16 protein-coding genes are annotated in these 14,735 nt (G+C 41.6%); 10 read left to right on the top strand and 6 right to left on the bottom strand.

The features are described 5' to 3' along the window. Positions 1-198 precede the first annotated feature (198 nt). Positions 199-903, top strand: coding sequence for a SapC family protein (locus KQP93_RS11600; RefSeq protein WP_217874519.1), 705 nt, complete (start codon positions 199-201; stop codon positions 901-903). Between the two features lie 125 nt (positions 904-1,028). Further along, the gene (locus tag KQP93_RS11595) at positions 1,029-2,063 is read left to right on the top strand and encodes an isoaspartyl peptidase/L-asparaginase family protein (protein ID WP_217874518.1); all 1,035 of its coding nucleotides are present in this window, start codon (positions 1,029-1,031) and stop codon (positions 2,061-2,063) included. 68 nt (positions 2,064-2,131) lie between these two features. Here KQP93_RS11595 and queF read toward each other — a convergent pair whose 3' ends face one another. Continuing rightward, the gene (queF, locus tag KQP93_RS11590; RefSeq protein ID WP_217874517.1) at positions 2,132-2,977 is read right to left on the bottom strand and encodes an NADPH-dependent 7-cyano-7-deazaguanine reductase QueF; all 846 of its coding nucleotides are present in this window, start codon (positions 2,975-2,977) and stop codon (positions 2,132-2,134) included. Between the two features lie 59 nt (positions 2,978-3,036). Here queF and syd point away from each other — a divergent pair, with 59 nt between their 5' ends. Further along, positions 3,037-3,576 (top strand): SecY-interacting protein, encoded by a 540-nt coding sequence (gene syd / locus KQP93_RS11585; RefSeq protein ID WP_217874515.1) that lies wholly within the window; start codon positions 3,037-3,039, stop codon positions 3,574-3,576. 61 nt (positions 3,577-3,637) lie between these two features. Here the strand turns inward: syd and KQP93_RS11580 are convergent, their stop codons facing one another. The 3 genes from KQP93_RS11580 to KQP93_RS11570 form a co-directional block, all read right to left on the bottom strand. Beyond that, entirely contained in the window at positions 3,638-4,411 is a 774-nt protein-coding gene (locus tag KQP93_RS11580) for a Zn-ribbon-containing protein (protein ID WP_054553724.1), read from the bottom strand. Further along, complete coding sequence (locus tag KQP93_RS11575) at positions 4,411-4,677, bottom strand: hypothetical protein (protein WP_054553723.1); 267 nt, start codon at positions 4,675-4,677, stop codon at positions 4,411-4,413. Before KQP93_RS11575 ends, KQP93_RS11580 begins: the two co-directional genes overlap by 1 nt. 155 nt (positions 4,678-4,832) lie before the next feature. Beyond that, positions 4,833-5,063: a DUF2789 domain-containing protein gene (locus KQP93_RS11570; RefSeq protein WP_036969581.1), complete on the bottom strand. Its 231-nt coding sequence runs from the start codon at positions 5,061-5,063 to the stop codon at positions 4,833-4,835. A gap of 147 nt (positions 5,064-5,210) precedes the next feature. Between KQP93_RS11570 and KQP93_RS11565 the strand changes: the two genes are divergently transcribed. Continuing rightward, positions 5,211-5,858, top strand: a complete 648-nt coding sequence (locus KQP93_RS11565) for a GNAT family N-acetyltransferase (protein WP_217874514.1) — start codon at positions 5,211-5,213, stop codon at positions 5,856-5,858. A 760-nt stretch (positions 5,859-6,618) separates the two neighbouring features. On the opposite strand, the gene KQP93_RS11560 is transcribed toward KQP93_RS11565, so the two are convergent. Both KQP93_RS11560 and KQP93_RS11555 read right to left on the bottom strand, forming a co-directional pair. Beyond that, entirely contained in the window at positions 6,619-6,918 is a 300-nt protein-coding gene (locus tag KQP93_RS11560) for a DUF3301 domain-containing protein (RefSeq protein ID WP_054553721.1), read from the bottom strand. Continuing rightward, positions 6,919-7,947: a DUF3549 family protein gene (locus KQP93_RS11555; protein ID WP_217874512.1), complete on the bottom strand. Its 1,029-nt coding sequence runs from the start codon at positions 7,945-7,947 to the stop codon at positions 6,919-6,921. Between the two features lie 106 nt (positions 7,948-8,053). On the opposite strand from KQP93_RS11555, the gene KQP93_RS11550 reads away from it, so the two are divergent. From KQP93_RS11550 to zipA, 6 genes are all read left to right on the top strand, one after another. Next, the gene (locus KQP93_RS11550) at positions 8,054-8,368 is read left to right on the top strand and encodes a YqcC family protein (protein WP_217874510.1); all 315 of its coding nucleotides are present in this window, start codon (positions 8,054-8,056) and stop codon (positions 8,366-8,368) included. Position 8,369: 1 nt separating this feature from the next. Then, on the top strand, positions 8,370-9,143 hold the full coding sequence (truC, locus tag KQP93_RS11545) for a tRNA pseudouridine(65) synthase TruC (protein WP_217874509.1): 774 nt from the start codon (positions 8,370-8,372) through the stop codon (positions 9,141-9,143). Continuing rightward, a complete protein-coding gene (locus KQP93_RS11540) occupies positions 9,130-9,576 on the top strand; it encodes a flavodoxin (protein ID WP_105175164.1) in 447 nt (148 codons plus the stop codon). The genes truC and KQP93_RS11540 overlap by 14 nt, the downstream gene beginning before the upstream one ends. Before the next feature lie 128 nt (positions 9,577-9,704). Next, positions 9,705-10,436, top strand: coding sequence for an RNA methyltransferase (locus tag KQP93_RS11535; protein WP_217874507.1), 732 nt, complete (start codon positions 9,705-9,707; stop codon positions 10,434-10,436). 60 nt (positions 10,437-10,496) lie between these two features. Further along, a complete protein-coding gene (locus KQP93_RS11530) occupies positions 10,497-13,898 on the top strand; it encodes a chromosome segregation SMC family protein (RefSeq protein ID WP_217874505.1) in 3,402 nt (1,133 codons plus the stop codon). A gap of 33 nt (positions 13,899-13,931) precedes the next feature. Beyond that, a complete protein-coding gene (zipA, locus tag KQP93_RS11525; protein ID WP_217874503.1) occupies positions 13,932-14,666 on the top strand; it encodes a cell division protein ZipA in 735 nt (244 codons plus the stop codon). Positions 14,667-14,735 lie beyond the last annotated feature (69 nt).

Below are 14,735 nucleotides of genomic sequence, written 5' to 3'. Positions count from 1 at the left end.
TAGTGGCTTATGCGTGATAATATTTACTTGCTTAGAGCTTGTTTTTTCATCATTTGGGGTTGATTGGTAATGTAGGTAAATTTGTTAATTTATAATGTACAAACTGCCACAAAATTTTCACTTCCTTTTTGTTGCCAAAACCTTTAGGCTTTGGGCACTAACAGCAAAAACATATTATAAAATTAATGGAGCAGTATCATGGCGGAGCAACAAGTACAGCCTTTACATAACGAAAAACATGCCAACACTAAAATTCAAAATGGCATCAACATTGAGTTCATGAAAACTCAGCACTTAGTACCTGTGGTTGCACACGAATTTGCACGCATCGCAAATGAATTCCCAATGGCATTTGTTAAAAACAACGAATCAGGTCAATTCCAAGCAGTTGCTTTATTTGGTCTAGAGCCAGGCGAGAACCTTTTCATTCAAGACGACAAATGGACAGCTGCATTTGCACCTATGTCTATGACTCGTTACCCACTTGGTCTTGTTAAGCACCCAGAAGCTGACCAATTTGGTATCGTAATCGATGAAGCAAGCCCACTTGTAAGCGAAGAAACAGGTAATGCACTTTTCGAAAACGGTGAAGAAACTGAGTACCTTAAGCGTCGTAAAGAAGCACTTGTTTCTTTCATCGAGTTCTCTCAAGTAACTGAAGCATTCACTAAGTTCCTTGCAGACAAAGAACTACTAGTAGCGCAAACGCTAACTGTAGAAATCAAAGGTGAGAAAAAAGACATCAACGGTATTTACCTTGTTGATGAGAAAAAACTTAACTCACTAAGTGATGAAGAGTTCTTAGAGCTTCGCAAGCGTGGCTACTTAGCACCTATCTACTCTTTCTTAACGTCTACTCACCAAGTAGCACGTTTAGCACGTTTAAAAGCAGCTCAAGCTTAATTTTAAACTGCTGAAAAAAAGCGCCATTTGGCGCTTTTTTTGTTTCTTTCATCGGTTAAAGCTTGAAATGCAGCGCCGAATTATTCACATTGGGCTTACAAACTAAAATAAATATAAGTGCCCTTATGCTAAAAACATTACTCACCTCAGCCATTGCGATTAGCGCATTATCATTTAGTACTTTAAGCCACAGTAGTGATCAACCTTTTGCTATCGCCATTCATGGTGGTGCAGGAACGATCGAAAAAAGCCGCTTCACGCCAGAACAAGAAAAAGCTTACCGTGCAAAACTAAAAGAAGCCGTTGAAACAGGCTATGCCGTGCTCGAAAAGGGCGGTGAGAGCCTAGATGCCATCACTGCGGCAATTAATGTGCTGGAGAACTCGCCGTATTTCAACGCTGGTCGCGGTGCTGTATATACTTATGACGGCGCACATGAGCTTGACGCATCGATTATGGATGGTCGTACACGCCAAGCAGGAGCTGTTGCTGGGGTTAAACATATTGAAAACCCAATTAACCTAGCGCGCTTAGTGATGGAAAAATCAGTGCATGTTATGCTCAGCGGTCAAGGTGCTGAAGAGTTTGCAAAAACTCAAGGCGTGCCACTGGTTGAAAACAATCTATTCGATACTGAAAATCGCTACAAAGCCTTATTAAAAGCAAAAGAGAAGCTCGATAAACAAAAAGTCACTAGCAAAGACTACCAAGCTGCACACAAAGCCTTGCCAGTTAATTATAAAATGGGCACTGTTGGTGCTGTTGCACTTGATAAAAACGGTAATATCGCCGCTGGTACTTCTACAGGTGGCATGACAGCAAAACGCTTTGGTCGTGTGGGTGATGCACCCGTGATTGGTGCAGGTACCTTTGCTGAAAATGAATCATGTGCAGTATCTGCGACAGGCCATGGCGAGTACTTTATTCGTTACAATGTGGCAGCTGACATTTGCGCTCGCGTAAAGTACCAAGGTAAAACCATTATGGAAGCGGGGAACGAAGTGATCCACGATGTATTAATGCCTGTAGGGGGCACAGGCGGTGTGATCATCATTGATGCTAAAGGTAACATTAGCTTGCCGTTTAACACCGCTGGCATGTACCGTGCGAGTAAATCAAATACATCACCAACGTATGTGGGTATTTTTAAAGACGAGTAATTATCTGTAACGAATATTCAGACAATAAAAAACCGAGTTCACAACTCGGTTTTTTATTGTCACCAAAGTTATTGGCGATTAATTTTTACCTTGAAGGGTGTTTCATCTTGATTCGTTGAGCGATAAGGGTTGATATCTAAACCACCACGGCGTGTATAACGGGCATACACTTCTAACTCTTCGAGATTTAACTGCTGCATTAAATCGCAGTAAATACGCTCTACACATTGCTCATGAAATTCGTTGTGAGTTCGAAACGAAATTAAATATTTTAATAAGGCTTCATGGCAAATCGCTTGGCCTTTATAACGAATAATCACACTCGCCCAATCAGGCTGTGAGGTGATCAAACAGTTCGATTTTAGTAAGTGACTGTGTAGGGTTTCTGAGACAATCTCATCACCATTATGGCGAAGTGAGCTTGCATCAATATCATAGCTGGTGATTTCGATATCCAGATCATCAATACATTCGCCCGGTAACGCTGAAAATGGTAAACAATTGAAATCATCTGCTTGGTATAAAGTAACTAAGACCTGTGCATTTACCGCATCTGACAAGTCTTTGCTAAGTGCTTGATGTACGTCATCCAGCGTCTCAAATCGAGTCTGATTAAAGCTATTTAGGTACAGTTTGAATGACTTTGACTCAATGATATGACTGCTTTGACAAGGAAATACAAATGTTGCCACAGCGACCATTGGCTTACCCTTGCTATTCAGCCACGATAATTCATAGCCAGTCCAAATATCTTGGCCTTTAAACGGTAAGTTATCTTCGCTAACACCTAATGCATCACGGTTTAATTTACGGGCAATAGGAAACAGTAAACTTGGTGTGTAGGTATCTACATACTCTGTGCTTTTACCAAGAACGCTGTTTTTCAGTTCGGGTGAGTTGCTGTAATCTGTCATCTTTACACTTTTGTAGTTACAATGAAGGCATTATACCTAAAGCCAATGAGTTTCGCAGTATGTCTGTTTCTACAAAACTAGATAAGTTACATCAAGCATTTAGTGAAAAATGCCTCGAACGCACAGGAAAGCTTCCTGTTATTGAACATGATACAGCATGGCCAAGTCCATGTGAGCAGGGCGAAGTCGATGAGCAAGGGCTTATTCAGTGGTGTGCAGTTCCACAACAACCTGCTGGCAGTTTAGAAGACTTAGCCAAGGCACTCGAGTTATCGTTTCCTGAAGATTTAAGCCCATTGTTTGGTCATGTCTATGCGGGTAATTTGTTATTGAGTATTGATGATCATCACATTGAACTGCTACAAGCATGGAATGAAGATGATTTTAGCCGCTTACAGCAAAATATTACCGGTCACGTGTTAATGAAGCGCAAGCTAAAGCAGCCAGAAACCGTATTTATTGGTCTTACAGAGCAAGATGATCTGCTGATCACTGTATTAGTCGAAAGCGGTGAGGTTTGTTTAGAGTATGTGGGTAAAAAACCACATCATGTGCTAGCAACTAGCATCAGTGAGTTTTTAGACAAAGTAACGGTATAAATTTAATAAGTAAAAAGGGGCGATTGCCCCTTTCGTGTATCTGGTTATTGCCTTTATTAAGTTACTGAAAATCCCACGAGATATTCGAAACAATGCCACAGGGCTCACAACGAAAATCAAATAAGCCAAACCATGGCTCTGGTAATTTCCACTCGCCATCGCAGCTTGGGCAGCGACGTTTAAGCTCTGACTCTTTGTCAACGCCGCCTACACGGTATAAATAGTAATAAACCGGCTTCTTGGTCAGAAAGCTAATACGTTTAGTGATATCACGACCACGGCGGTATAAGTCACTCTTGATACTAGTTAGCTCTTCAAGCGCAGGAAATTCACAACGGGTTGCACCATTGATCTGAATTTGATCGCACGCTTGCCAGTCTTCTTGCCATTTAATGAGTGTTTTGTAATCGCCATTGGCAATTGCTGGAATGCGAAATAACGGCACAGGCAAAAAGTCATCACCACAATAAAGCGGGCTACAGGTGTGCACGTACGTGGTATACAAAATATAGCACGACGGATCATGACACATGTCAGCGCCATTTGAGTGAATGTCTTGGCCGACCACTTTAACTTTTGGTGCCAGTAAGCCTGCAGTGTTTAATTGCTCAATGCTATGTTTTACAAACGGACTATGGTTGAGCGGATGCATCGCATCTTCGGTCGGGCACATTACACGAGTAATGAAAAATCCATCTTTTAAAACCGTTGGAAACTCATCACCAATAATTTGGCCGTTAAAACGAAGCGCATTGACCAGGCGGTTAATCGCCTGCTCAGCAAGCTCTAGGGTAGTATCTTGGTAGCAATCAAAAGTCAGATCGACAACAAACATTATTTTTTCTCAAGCAGTGCTAATAACCTATCTAATTTAGCTTCAATACGATCCAATTGACTTTCTTTTGGTGTACTCAGTTGTTCATTTGACGGGTTATTGATGAAATTATTAATTGAATCCGGATTGTTTTTATATTGGCTAACCGCAGCGATGATCACAGGCATCGGCATAGGTTGGGTTAGCTTACTTTTAGTTAAGGCAACAGTTGGGGTTTTACCTTCATCAAGAAGGGTTTTAATTGCATCAAATACAACGGCATTCATTTTTGTATAAACTCTTTTATAAAGACTAAAAAGCACCGCAGTATATGGGCTGCAGTGCGCGCGTATGGTAGCAATAATAGATGTGGAGTGAAATTACTTTCCTAATTTACGAGCTAAAAGAATGTTATTTAAGCTCGTAAATTAGGTCGCAGGCGTTACTGGCGTAACCTTGCGTCTAATTCATCAATCACCTCGCTCCAAGCACCATCTTCTGCAAGTGATTCTGCTAAAAAGTGTTGCTGAGCTTCATCCCAAAAAGGCGCTTCCTGCAATAGGGTTGTATCAGACAGTTGATGGGATGCTATAAAAGCATCTATTTCACTTTCTTTGCTCGGTAAACCAAGTTGTGCAAATAGGGTCGAAATATCATGTTTTGTCGTATCCATAGTTCTGCTCCTTGTGTATGGCGATAATTATTACTGCTTGAACTTAATGATGATGAACCGCAGTTTAACTTACGCTGAATTTGTCTTTAATCGCCGTTAGGTATATACCTTATAGTCTAGTACGAAAATAATAAAACAAATAAAAGGATGAGTATTTTGACAGTTGCTGAACCCGAAACCTTAAGTGTGCAATACCTGAGTGCTGAAGATATCAGCACTGCCGCAAGCCTTATTTATCAAGCCTATCATGATGATCCTGTTCTTCAGAATGTATTAGGTTTTCAACAAGATAATCCAAGTAAATATGAAACTAAATTACGTGCTTTAGTGCGTGAAGAGCTAGCAAGTTTCTGGCAAGAAAAACAGCCTCTAATAGGCCTTTACTCAGAAAGTAGATTAAAAGCAATTGCGTGTGTATTTGATTCGGCAAGTGAACTGCAAGCTGAGCGATACTGGCATTGGCGCTTAAAACTGATGCTTAGTGCGGGTTACTTGCAAACCAATCAATTGATAGAAAAAGAACGCACTATTCGCGAAGCGCTCTCGAGTAAAGGCCATTATCTGTTTTTAGCCTTTATAGCCGTTGACCCACATTTTCAGGGGCAAGGTTTAGGCAGATATCTGTTACGAGGTCTTGATTATTTAGTTGAATCAAGCAATCAAGCAAGTGGTTTAGCCGTATTTGTTACCCGTTCTGAACAGCGCGAATTCTTTAGCTCTGAAGGGTTTGAAGTGTTCAAAGCATTAAGCTTTAACCAAGTTGAAGGCGACTTGATGTTCAAAGCAGCAAATTGACAAAAGGACGTTTTGGAAATAGCAATGTGAGATAAATCTCACATTGCTGTGCGCTTTATCAGTTTAATGCCTTAAAATCTGTACCTATAATTGCTTATTTTAATGATTTTAAAGGATTTATTGTTTTTGTCATTTTTGTGACTTAGAAAAAATTACTTTTTATGCCTACCAAGATATCCGCATTTCTCTAAACTTAATCATGTCAAGAAGACGCAGGTTCAATGATTGAACTGATGCCAAGGATTAGGATTATGGCAACAAAGCAAGATGCTTAGCAGGAAGCAAAGGGACAAGAACTAGGGAAGCAAGGAAGAACGAGGACACTGCCAGGATGCAGCACAATCGCGGAGCGATTGAAAAGGACTAACCAAAGGATGATTTTAGCAGGAAGCTAAAGGAGCGTTTGGAAAACGAAGTGGATAGCCATTGACGGCAAGAGGACGGCACTAGGATGTGTTAAATGTTACATGAAGTAGCATGGTGGGTGTATCGGATGTATACCCGTTCAGGGGAAAGATAAAAAGGCAGCTTCGGCATAAGTAAGGATACTTAATCATGGAAGTAGCAAGATTGGGGCGTGGCTATTAGCTACGCCTTAGTTCTTTCTGGAGGTTGCACTTCTCAAACAGGCAATTATTCTTGTAAAACTCGCAACTCGCAACTCGCAACTCGCAACTCGCAACTCGCAACTCGCAACTCGCAACTCGCAACTCGCAACTCGCAACTCGCAACTCGCAACTCGCAACTCGCAACTCGCAACTTAAATCTTGTGTGGCGGTATAACTACACTTTTAAGTAATTCATTTTCCATGATCAAAACACCTTGATACACGTTTTGTCCATCACTTGAAAACTCAAAAATAAATTCGCTTTTGATACCTGGTTTGCCGCTTTTTAAAATGCCAAGTCGGCGTTTATTGCAAGCAACACTCATCAATTGCACATTTAATTGCTCAATTTGTCTTTGTGCATGAAGATTAGCTGCTTCGGCCACTTTTCTGTTTAACCAAAAAAAGTAGATGATGCTGCCAATGATGATGAGTGTCCACAAGCCTGCCATTTACGAAAATAACCTTCCAATTGCTCGAGCGAGTGTTTCGCTACGATTTTCTTTTCTTAATAAACCTAGTAGGTGAGGGCGAATACTAGGAATTGCAACTAAATCGGTGAAAATACTCACAAACAGTTGCTCAATCTCAGTGTGGTGTGCACAGCAATCCATAAACACATGTAAGCGTTCTGGGTCTTCTAGTGTGCTAAAACAACGCCCCGCAATCGTTAATAGTACATCTGACTGGGTGTTCATATCAGAGCGTAATACAGCATCAACCAGTTGCGCAGTTAAACCTTGCGCAGGTGTTTTTGATAAGCTTCTAAGGGCTGCAACAAGGGCGATGTCGTCTTTATGCTCTATGGCGTTTAAACCGTAGGCTAACAATTGTTCTGCAAATACGGGGTCGATTGCAACATGTTCAAGCATTGCACTTAGCGGCTGTAATACTTCGACTGGTAATTGCCCCCAAGCGGCTTGTAGATTTGCTAAATTGTTGTCGTTATCTAAACGCATCGCAAAGTCTGCAATACCTTGTACTGCAACACTTTGCCAGTTATCAAAACCCAGTTTGCCAGAAAAATACAGCTGCGCATATTCGTAATACTGTGAAGCACTTTGTTTAAGCAAACATTTAACCTGTGCATTAAAAGCTGCTAGCTTGTTGGCGTTTGGCGTAAATACATACGGGTTGTTGTCTAATTTGCCTTCAGCATTTTCACCGGTAATTTCTGTACCAAGTGCTTCAATTACCATGTTTGCGAAATGGTCGCGGCTTGCGCTTACTAGGCGGCTCTGCTCATCTAGTGGGAATTTTAAAAACCATACATAAGGTTCTTTAGACGCTTTTACATCCCAAAATTGAATAGCAAGCCAAGCATGACCTGCAAGCGGGTAAGGGTAAGGGATTTTTGTTTCTTCAATGGCAAGAAATTGTTTTTTGTCTAATTTAGTGATGTGTCTGCCAATATCGAAGGCACGCCAAGTGGTACCTGCTGCATCCAGAAGTTGCCCTAAAGTGGCGATCTGCTCAGTCATAAAATCTCAATTACCATTATTAATCTATATCAGCTGCGAATTATACGCCATACCATGGCGCCTTGGAACAGGGTATACTAAGCGCAAAGGTATTAAGAGTTTTACAATGCATCAACAGACTTTGGCGCTGCTGCGCGAATTAGAATCCACATTACAACGCCATTCACTTTGGCAAACAACACCGATTGACCCAAGTGCACTCAATTCTAGTGTGCCGTTTTGTCATGACACCATGGCTTTTGAGCAATGGCTGCAATTTGTTTTTCTTGAAAAAATGCACTCCCTCATTGCACATGCCCAGCCTTTACCTCGTAATTTTGCAATTGCGCCTATGACTGAAATGATGCTGGCACAACACAGCGGCGGTAATGATGTGATTAACGTTTTACAAAAACTCGATCAACTTTTGAGTGATGACTAAGATGCAAGAGAGTGTTAAGCCACAATTTGATGAGTTAACGATTCTGTACCGCGATGAAAATTACATTGCGATTGATAAACCATCAGGTTTATTGGTTCACCGTTCGTTTTTAGACAAACACGAAACCCAATTTGCTATGCAAATGCTGCGTGACCAAATTGGTCAACACGTGTTTCCTGTTCATCGTTTAGATAGACCAACGTCAGGCGTATTATTGTTTGCGTTAAGTTCAGAAGCAGCCCGTGATATGAATCAGTTATTTATTGATGGGCAAATTGAAAAGCGTTATTTAGCTTTAGTAAGAGGCTTTTTAAACGAATCAACCTTCTTAGATAAACCCTTAAAAGAAGAGCTTGATAAAATTGCCGATAAGTTTGCTGATCAAAATAAAGCGCCGCAAGAAGCACAAACACAATTTCATTGCCTGCACCAAGCAAGCTTACCTATTCCAATAGGTAAGTACCCAACAGTTCGGTACTCGCTGGTGGAGTGTTTTCCAAAAACTGGCCGTAAACATCAAATTCGTCGTCATTTAAAACATTTATCATTGCCAATTATTGGTGATGTAAATCATGGTGATAATCAGCATAATCAATTTTTTAGAGAGCATTTCCAGCTTCGTCGTTTAATGTTATTTGCCTCTGAATTAAAGTTTGTGCACCCTTATAGCAAGCAACCAATAACAATTAGAGCGCCTTTAGGCGATGCAATGTTAACGATTTGCCAGCAACTTGGCTGGCCAACAGAAGAAAAGGATTATTATGGCAACCATTAGTATTTTTGTCGGCAGTGTTTACGGCGGTGCTGAGCGTTTAAGCGAACAAGTTATTGAAGTCATTGAAAAGTCTGAGCATCAAGCGCAATTAGTTGAAAATGGCACGGTCGATGACATGCTGGCTGCGTCACATATTTTAGTGATCACTTCAACGACGGGTCAGGGCGATATTCCTGACAATTTAATCGCTTTATATAGCCAATTAAATGATCAATTTCCACTGTTAACAGGTAAGCAATACGGCATTATTGCTATGGGCGACCGCAGCTATGGCGATACGTTTTGTGGTGCAGGTCGCAGTTTTGATGAGCTGTTTCGCGATTTACAGGCAAAACCTGTTGGTCATCGTTTAGAAATTGATGCCTGTGAAGATTTTGAGCCTTGGCCTGTTACTGAGCCATGGTTAAATGAGTGGCTGACGAAAATTAGTTAATGCCTCTTATTAGCTAGTGTCTCTTAAAAGTGCTGATTGAATAAGCAATTGGCACTTTCCCCTTGGTTTTTCGAGTACAGAATCTGTGACCTTGGTGATATACTAGACCATCATTTTATGAGGCTGTTATGATTTCAAAAAACCAACTGAAACTAATTCGTGCATTAGGTCAAAAGAAATACCGTAAGCAATATAACCAGTACCTTGTTCAAGGCGAAAAAAATGTACTTGAATTACTAAACAGTGGTTTAAGTATTGCTCATATATTTGCGACTCCTGCATTTATTTCTGCGCACCAATCAGCACTTGCAGCCCATCAAGTCATTGAAGCAGACGAAGACAGCCTAACTAAAGCTAGTACGCTTGTTAGTAACAACGCCGCCATTGCTGTTGTTGATATGCCAAGCGAGCAAGCATTACCAACATCGGGGCTTATTTTAGCTCTTGATGGCGTGTCGGATCCGGGGAATTTAGGAACGATTATTCGTGTTGCTGATTGGTATGGTATTAAGCATATTGTTACCAGCACAGACAGTGCGGATGCTTATAACCCGAAAACTATTAGCGCAACCATGGGTTCATTTGCTCGCGTGTGTGTCTCACAAACTGATTTAACCAGTTACTTAGCTAACTTAAATCTTCCTGTGTATGGTGCATTTTTAGAAGGTGAGAACATCCACAAAACTGCTCTTAAACAAGATGCCGTATTACTAATGGGCAGTGAATCTCATGGTATACGTACTGATTGCGAAAGCTTAGTTACTGATAAAATCACTATTCCGGCTTATGGCCAAGCAGAGTCGCTTAATGTAGCGATGGCAACGGGTATTATTTTAGATAATTTTAAGCGCCACGCTTAACCTTTTACCCTAAAATGGGTTAAATTGAAGAATAACAATAAAAATCGGTAAAACAATTAGATGCGCTTAAGCACCATAAAATTAGCGGGTTTCAAATCGTTTGTTGAACCCACTAAGATCCCATTTCCTGATCAGATGACCTGTGTTGTCGGCCCGAACGGCTGTGGCAAATCAAATGTCATCGATGCAGTGCGTTGGGTGCTCGGTGAAAGCTCAGCTAAAAACTTACGTGGCGATGCCATGACCGATGTTATTTTTAACGGCTCAACTAATCGAAAGCCAATTTCACAAGCCTCTGTTGAGTTGGTGTTTGATAACACCAGTGGCCATTTACCGAATACCTTTGCTGATCGAAACCAAGTGGCGATAAAACGCTTAGTAACCCGAGATGGCCAGTCAATTTATTTTCTAAATGGCAGTAAATGCCGTAAGCGTGATATTACCGACATCTTTTTAGGCACAGGTCTTGGCCCGCGCAGCTATGCAATTATTGAGCAGGGCATGATCTCGCGTTTAATTGAGAGTAAACCGGCTGATTTACGTGTTTTTTTAGAAGAAGCAGCGGGGGTTTCAAAATACAAAGAGCGTCGTCGTGAAACGCAAACCCGCATTAAAAGCACCCGCGAAAACCTTGAGCGATTGCTTGATGTAAGGCAGGAGTTGCAAACACAGCTCGATAAACTTGCAGTGCAATCAGTCGATGCAAAAAAATACCGAGAGCTAAAAGCCACTGAGCGCACCTTAAAAGGGCAAATTGCGGTTTTAAAGTGGCAGAAGTTACACCAACAACAAATCGATAAAGCTGAGCAAATCAATAAACTTAAAGAGCAAATCCAGTTCTTTAAAGAAGCGCATTCTGGTCACGATGATGTTTTAGCAAGCCTTGAAAATCAGGTGCAGCTTGAGCAGCAAAAACTGCAAGACGCACAGCAGGCTCAGCATCAAACACACACTGATTTGACGCGCAAAGAGCAGCAACAGATCAGCTTAAAGCAGCAACAGCAAACACTTAGCCAAAACCTTATCAAACAGCAACAACTGCAGTTACAAAATAAAGAGCTGCAAGAAGAGCAACACGCCTCAGCCGCCATTTTACAAGAGCAGCTACAAGAAGCGATTGAGCAAAGTTTACTGTGCGCTGAGCAAGTTGCAGAGGTTGAAGAACAAGTCGCACAGCAACAGCAACAAACGCAAAGCGCCAATGAGCAATATCAAAGCACCTTACAGAAAAGCCAAGCTCATAGCAGTGATATTAATGTTGCAAAGAATCAACAGGCTCACTTTGCCCAGACTGTTGCGCAACTTGAAACTCAGCAGACACAACTTGCCGCTGAAATTAGTGAACTTGAAGCGACTCCAGTTGCAGCGCAAATTGCTGAGCAACAACAGCATATTCAATCACTGACGAAAGAGCTTGCGCAGCAACAAAGTGCGCTGAATAAGCTCACTCAAAATCTAGAACAAGCGGATAAAGAGCAGCAGCAATTAGAGCAGGATTTAAAGCGGGTTCAGCAGCACAGTAATGAAAACAGAGCCAGCATAGCGGCGCTTAATTCTGTGTTATCAGAGCAAACCGACAGCGACAGTGTCTCTTTATTAGCGCAGTTAAAGGTGGCTTCTGGCTTTGAGCCGCTAATTGAACAAGCCCTACTTGGCCTTGAGCATCTAAAGGTCAGTCAACATAAAGAGCCTAACAGTGTTTGGCCTGTAACTAATAATGCTGAGTTACCAAAAGAGTCATTAGCCAATTATATCGAATCGGGTGCTTACCCTGATTTATTAACACGGTTTGCTTTTCAACCTAGTTTTGATGACGCTATTTTAGCGGATCCATATTGGCTGGCAGTGATTGATGAAGAGGGCTGTATGCATGGTCGTAACTTTCATACCGATGCTAATAAAGACGCCGACAATTCTTTGCTTTTAAAGCATGCTCAGCTAAGTGATGCACAGCAGTTAGATGAAGAGCTCAACGAGCAATTAGAAACCAAGCAACAATTGCTAAATGAGCATCTAGCTCACAAGAAAACGCTCATCGCCGACAAAGAGCAATACAGAGAACGAATTCACCAAGCGGCTCAGCAGATTGCATCGGCTAGCACTCGACGCGATATGCTATTAGAGCAGCAAACGCAGTGGCAAAACCAGCTTGTTAAGTTACAACAACGTCAAACGTTACTCGCTGAGCAAAAGCAAAATGCCGACCAACAGCAACAAACTCAGCAGTGTTTACTAGAACAACTGTTAGAGCAGCAATTAGAACTTGAAACTGAGTTAGAGCAAGCAAAACATCAACAAGCTGAGGCAAATAACAACTATCGCCAAGTGGCTTCTCAGCTTGAGCAATATAAAACGCAAGCACATCAAGCTAATTTGGCTGAACAAAAAGCTCGCAGTGAGTGTCAACTTAGCGAAACTAAACTACAGCATGCTAATGCTGCCCAAAGTGCTGCCAGTGAAGCAGTATTAGAGCTCAACGAGCAACTAGAAGAGTTAGTGATCCCGCTTGAAGAAGTAGCAGAGCAGATTATGCTATTGCTTGAAAAGCATCAACAAAGTGACGTTGAGCTGAAAAACTTGCATGCGGCCTTGAGTCAAGCTAAAAAGGAGCTTGCTGATAAGCAAACAGCGTTGAAATCATCGCAATCTGAGTTGGTGACGTTACAAGAGCAATTGCAAGCATTGGCACTGGATGAGCAAAGTTTAATCGTTAAGGCGCAAGCTGCGTTAGAGCCACTTGAAGAACTGGAACAAAATTTAAAAACAGTACTTGAAGAACTGCCTGACAATGCCAATTTAAATAGCATGCAAACTTTGCTTACAAAAACCACGCAAGCTTTAAATGAACTTGGCGCGGTGAACTTAGCGGCAATAGATGAGTTTGAGCAGGCTAAACAGCGCAGCGATTATTTAAATCAGCAGCTTGATGACTTAACACAAGCATTAAATACCCTTGAAGGGGCGATTCAAAAAATCGACCGTGAAACAAAAAACCGTTTCAAGGCGACCTTTGAACAAGTAAATACAGACTTTGGGGAGTTATTCCCAAAAGTGTTTGGTGGCGGTAGTGCTTACCTTGAATTGACCAGTGATGATCTACTAGAAAGTGGGGTGAGCATCATGGCAAGGCCACCAGGCAAGAAAAATTCGACAATTCACCTGCTTAGTGGTGGAGAAAAAGCGCTGACCGCATTATCATTGGTGTTTTCAATATTCAGGCTCAATCCAGCTCCATTCTGTATGCTAGATGAAGTGGATGCGCCATTGGATGATGCGAATGTGGGTCGTTTTTGCCGTTTGGTAGAAGAGATGTCACAATCAGTACAATTTATTTATATCAGTCATAACAAGATTGCCATGGAAATGGCAGGCAGATTGACCGGTGTAACTATGGCGGAACCAGGTGTATCACGTATGGTCGCTGTAGATATAGAACAAGCTGTGCAAATGGCACATGCATAAAATTTAGGCATATCAAATAATAAAGGTGAGGGGATGGCCGAAGAATTAAGATGGGCTTTAATCGTAATCAGTGTATTTGTCATTGGTGGTTTATTAATTCACGGCTTATGGTCGGTGCGTAAAAAGGACAGCCCAGATACGCCTTCAGTTGAACGGGTTGAACCGAACGAAACAACCAGTGAGGTTCAAGAGCCTGCAACTGCAAAACCGCAAGAGCGTGATGAGCCAGAGTTTGGTGATTTAAGCTTTTCAGCAGAAAGTAATGATGAACCAGCTGTTTCAGAACAGGTTGTTGAAGAGCCAGAAGCAGAAACTCAGCAACAAGAAGCAGAAGAAGAGCCTGCTGATGCACAAGCTCCAACCGATTTCATTATTGTGCATTTACAAATGCCAGAAGGTTTAACAATGGATGGCAGCCAATTATTGCCAGCCGTTAATATGTTAGGCTTTAAGTATTCTGAAGAAGGTTTCTTTAACCGTCACTTAGACCCAGCAGGTACAGGCCCGGTGTTATTCCGTTTAGTGAATATGTACAATCCAGGCACGTTCGATATTGATAATATGGAACAGTTTAGCACGGCAGGTGTTAGCTTATTTATGACCTTACCATGTGATGGCGACGGTCTAAGTGCATTCAACATGTTGCACAGTGCAGCTAAAAAGCTAGCCGATGAATTTGGTGCAACGATTTTAGATAGCAACCGTGAAGAAATGACGGTTGAAAGCGTTCGTGAGTATGTTGAGAAAGTTCGCAGCTTTTCAGCTTAAACGTTCGTTTGTATAAATGATAAGTGTTTGGCCACTTGGCGTTAAGTCGTCTAAGTGGCTTTTTTATGT

The organism is Pseudoalteromonas shioyasakiensis (assembly GCF_019134595.1).
Classification (GTDB): domain Bacteria; phylum Pseudomonadota; class Gammaproteobacteria; order Enterobacterales; family Alteromonadaceae; genus Pseudoalteromonas; species Pseudoalteromonas shioyasakiensis_A.
Note: the sequence above shows the minus strand (reverse complement) of the source record. Positions and strands in the feature narration are given on the sequence as shown.

Bases quoted from the DNA above. Each gene is read 5' to 3' on its own strand.
- KQP93_RS11600 (WP_217874519.1), top strand. From the start codon at position 199: ATGGCGGAGCAACAAGTACAGCCTTTACATAACGAAAAACATGCCAAC.
- KQP93_RS11595 (WP_217874518.1), top strand. From the start codon at position 1,029: ATGCTAAAAACATTACTCACCTCAGCCATTGCGATTAGCGCATTATCA.
- queF (WP_217874517.1), bottom strand. From the start codon at position 2,977: ATGACAGATTACAGCAACTCACCCGAACTGAAAAACAGCGTTCTTGGT.
- syd (WP_217874515.1), top strand. From the start codon at position 3,037: ATGTCTGTTTCTACAAAACTAGATAAGTTACATCAAGCATTTAGTGAA.
- KQP93_RS11580 (WP_054553724.1), bottom strand. From the start codon at position 4,411: ATGTTTGTTGTCGATCTGACTTTTGATTGCTACCAAGATACTACCCTA.
- KQP93_RS11575 (WP_054553723.1), bottom strand. From the start codon at position 4,677: ATGAATGCCGTTGTATTTGATGCAATTAAAACCCTTCTTGATGAAGGT.
- KQP93_RS11570 (WP_036969581.1), bottom strand. From the start codon at position 5,063: ATGGATACGACAAAACATGATATTTCGACCCTATTTGCACAACTTGGT.
- KQP93_RS11565 (WP_217874514.1), top strand. From the start codon at position 5,211: ATGAGTATTTTGACAGTTGCTGAACCCGAAACCTTAAGTGTGCAATAC.
- KQP93_RS11560 (WP_054553721.1), bottom strand. From the start codon at position 6,918: ATGGCAGGCTTGTGGACACTCATCATCATTGGCAGCATCATCTACTTT.
- KQP93_RS11555 (WP_217874512.1), bottom strand. From the start codon at position 7,947: ATGACTGAGCAGATCGCCACTTTAGGGCAACTTCTGGATGCAGCAGGT.
- KQP93_RS11550 (WP_217874510.1), top strand. From the start codon at position 8,054: ATGCATCAACAGACTTTGGCGCTGCTGCGCGAATTAGAATCCACATTA.
- truC (WP_217874509.1), top strand. From the start codon at position 8,370: ATGCAAGAGAGTGTTAAGCCACAATTTGATGAGTTAACGATTCTGTAC.
- KQP93_RS11540 (WP_105175164.1), top strand. From the start codon at position 9,130: ATGGCAACCATTAGTATTTTTGTCGGCAGTGTTTACGGCGGTGCTGAG.
- KQP93_RS11535 (WP_217874507.1), top strand. From the start codon at position 9,705: ATGATTTCAAAAAACCAACTGAAACTAATTCGTGCATTAGGTCAAAAG.
- KQP93_RS11530 (WP_217874505.1), top strand. From the start codon at position 10,497: ATGCGCTTAAGCACCATAAAATTAGCGGGTTTCAAATCGTTTGTTGAA.
- zipA (WP_217874503.1), top strand. From the start codon at position 13,932: ATGGCCGAAGAATTAAGATGGGCTTTAATCGTAATCAGTGTATTTGTC.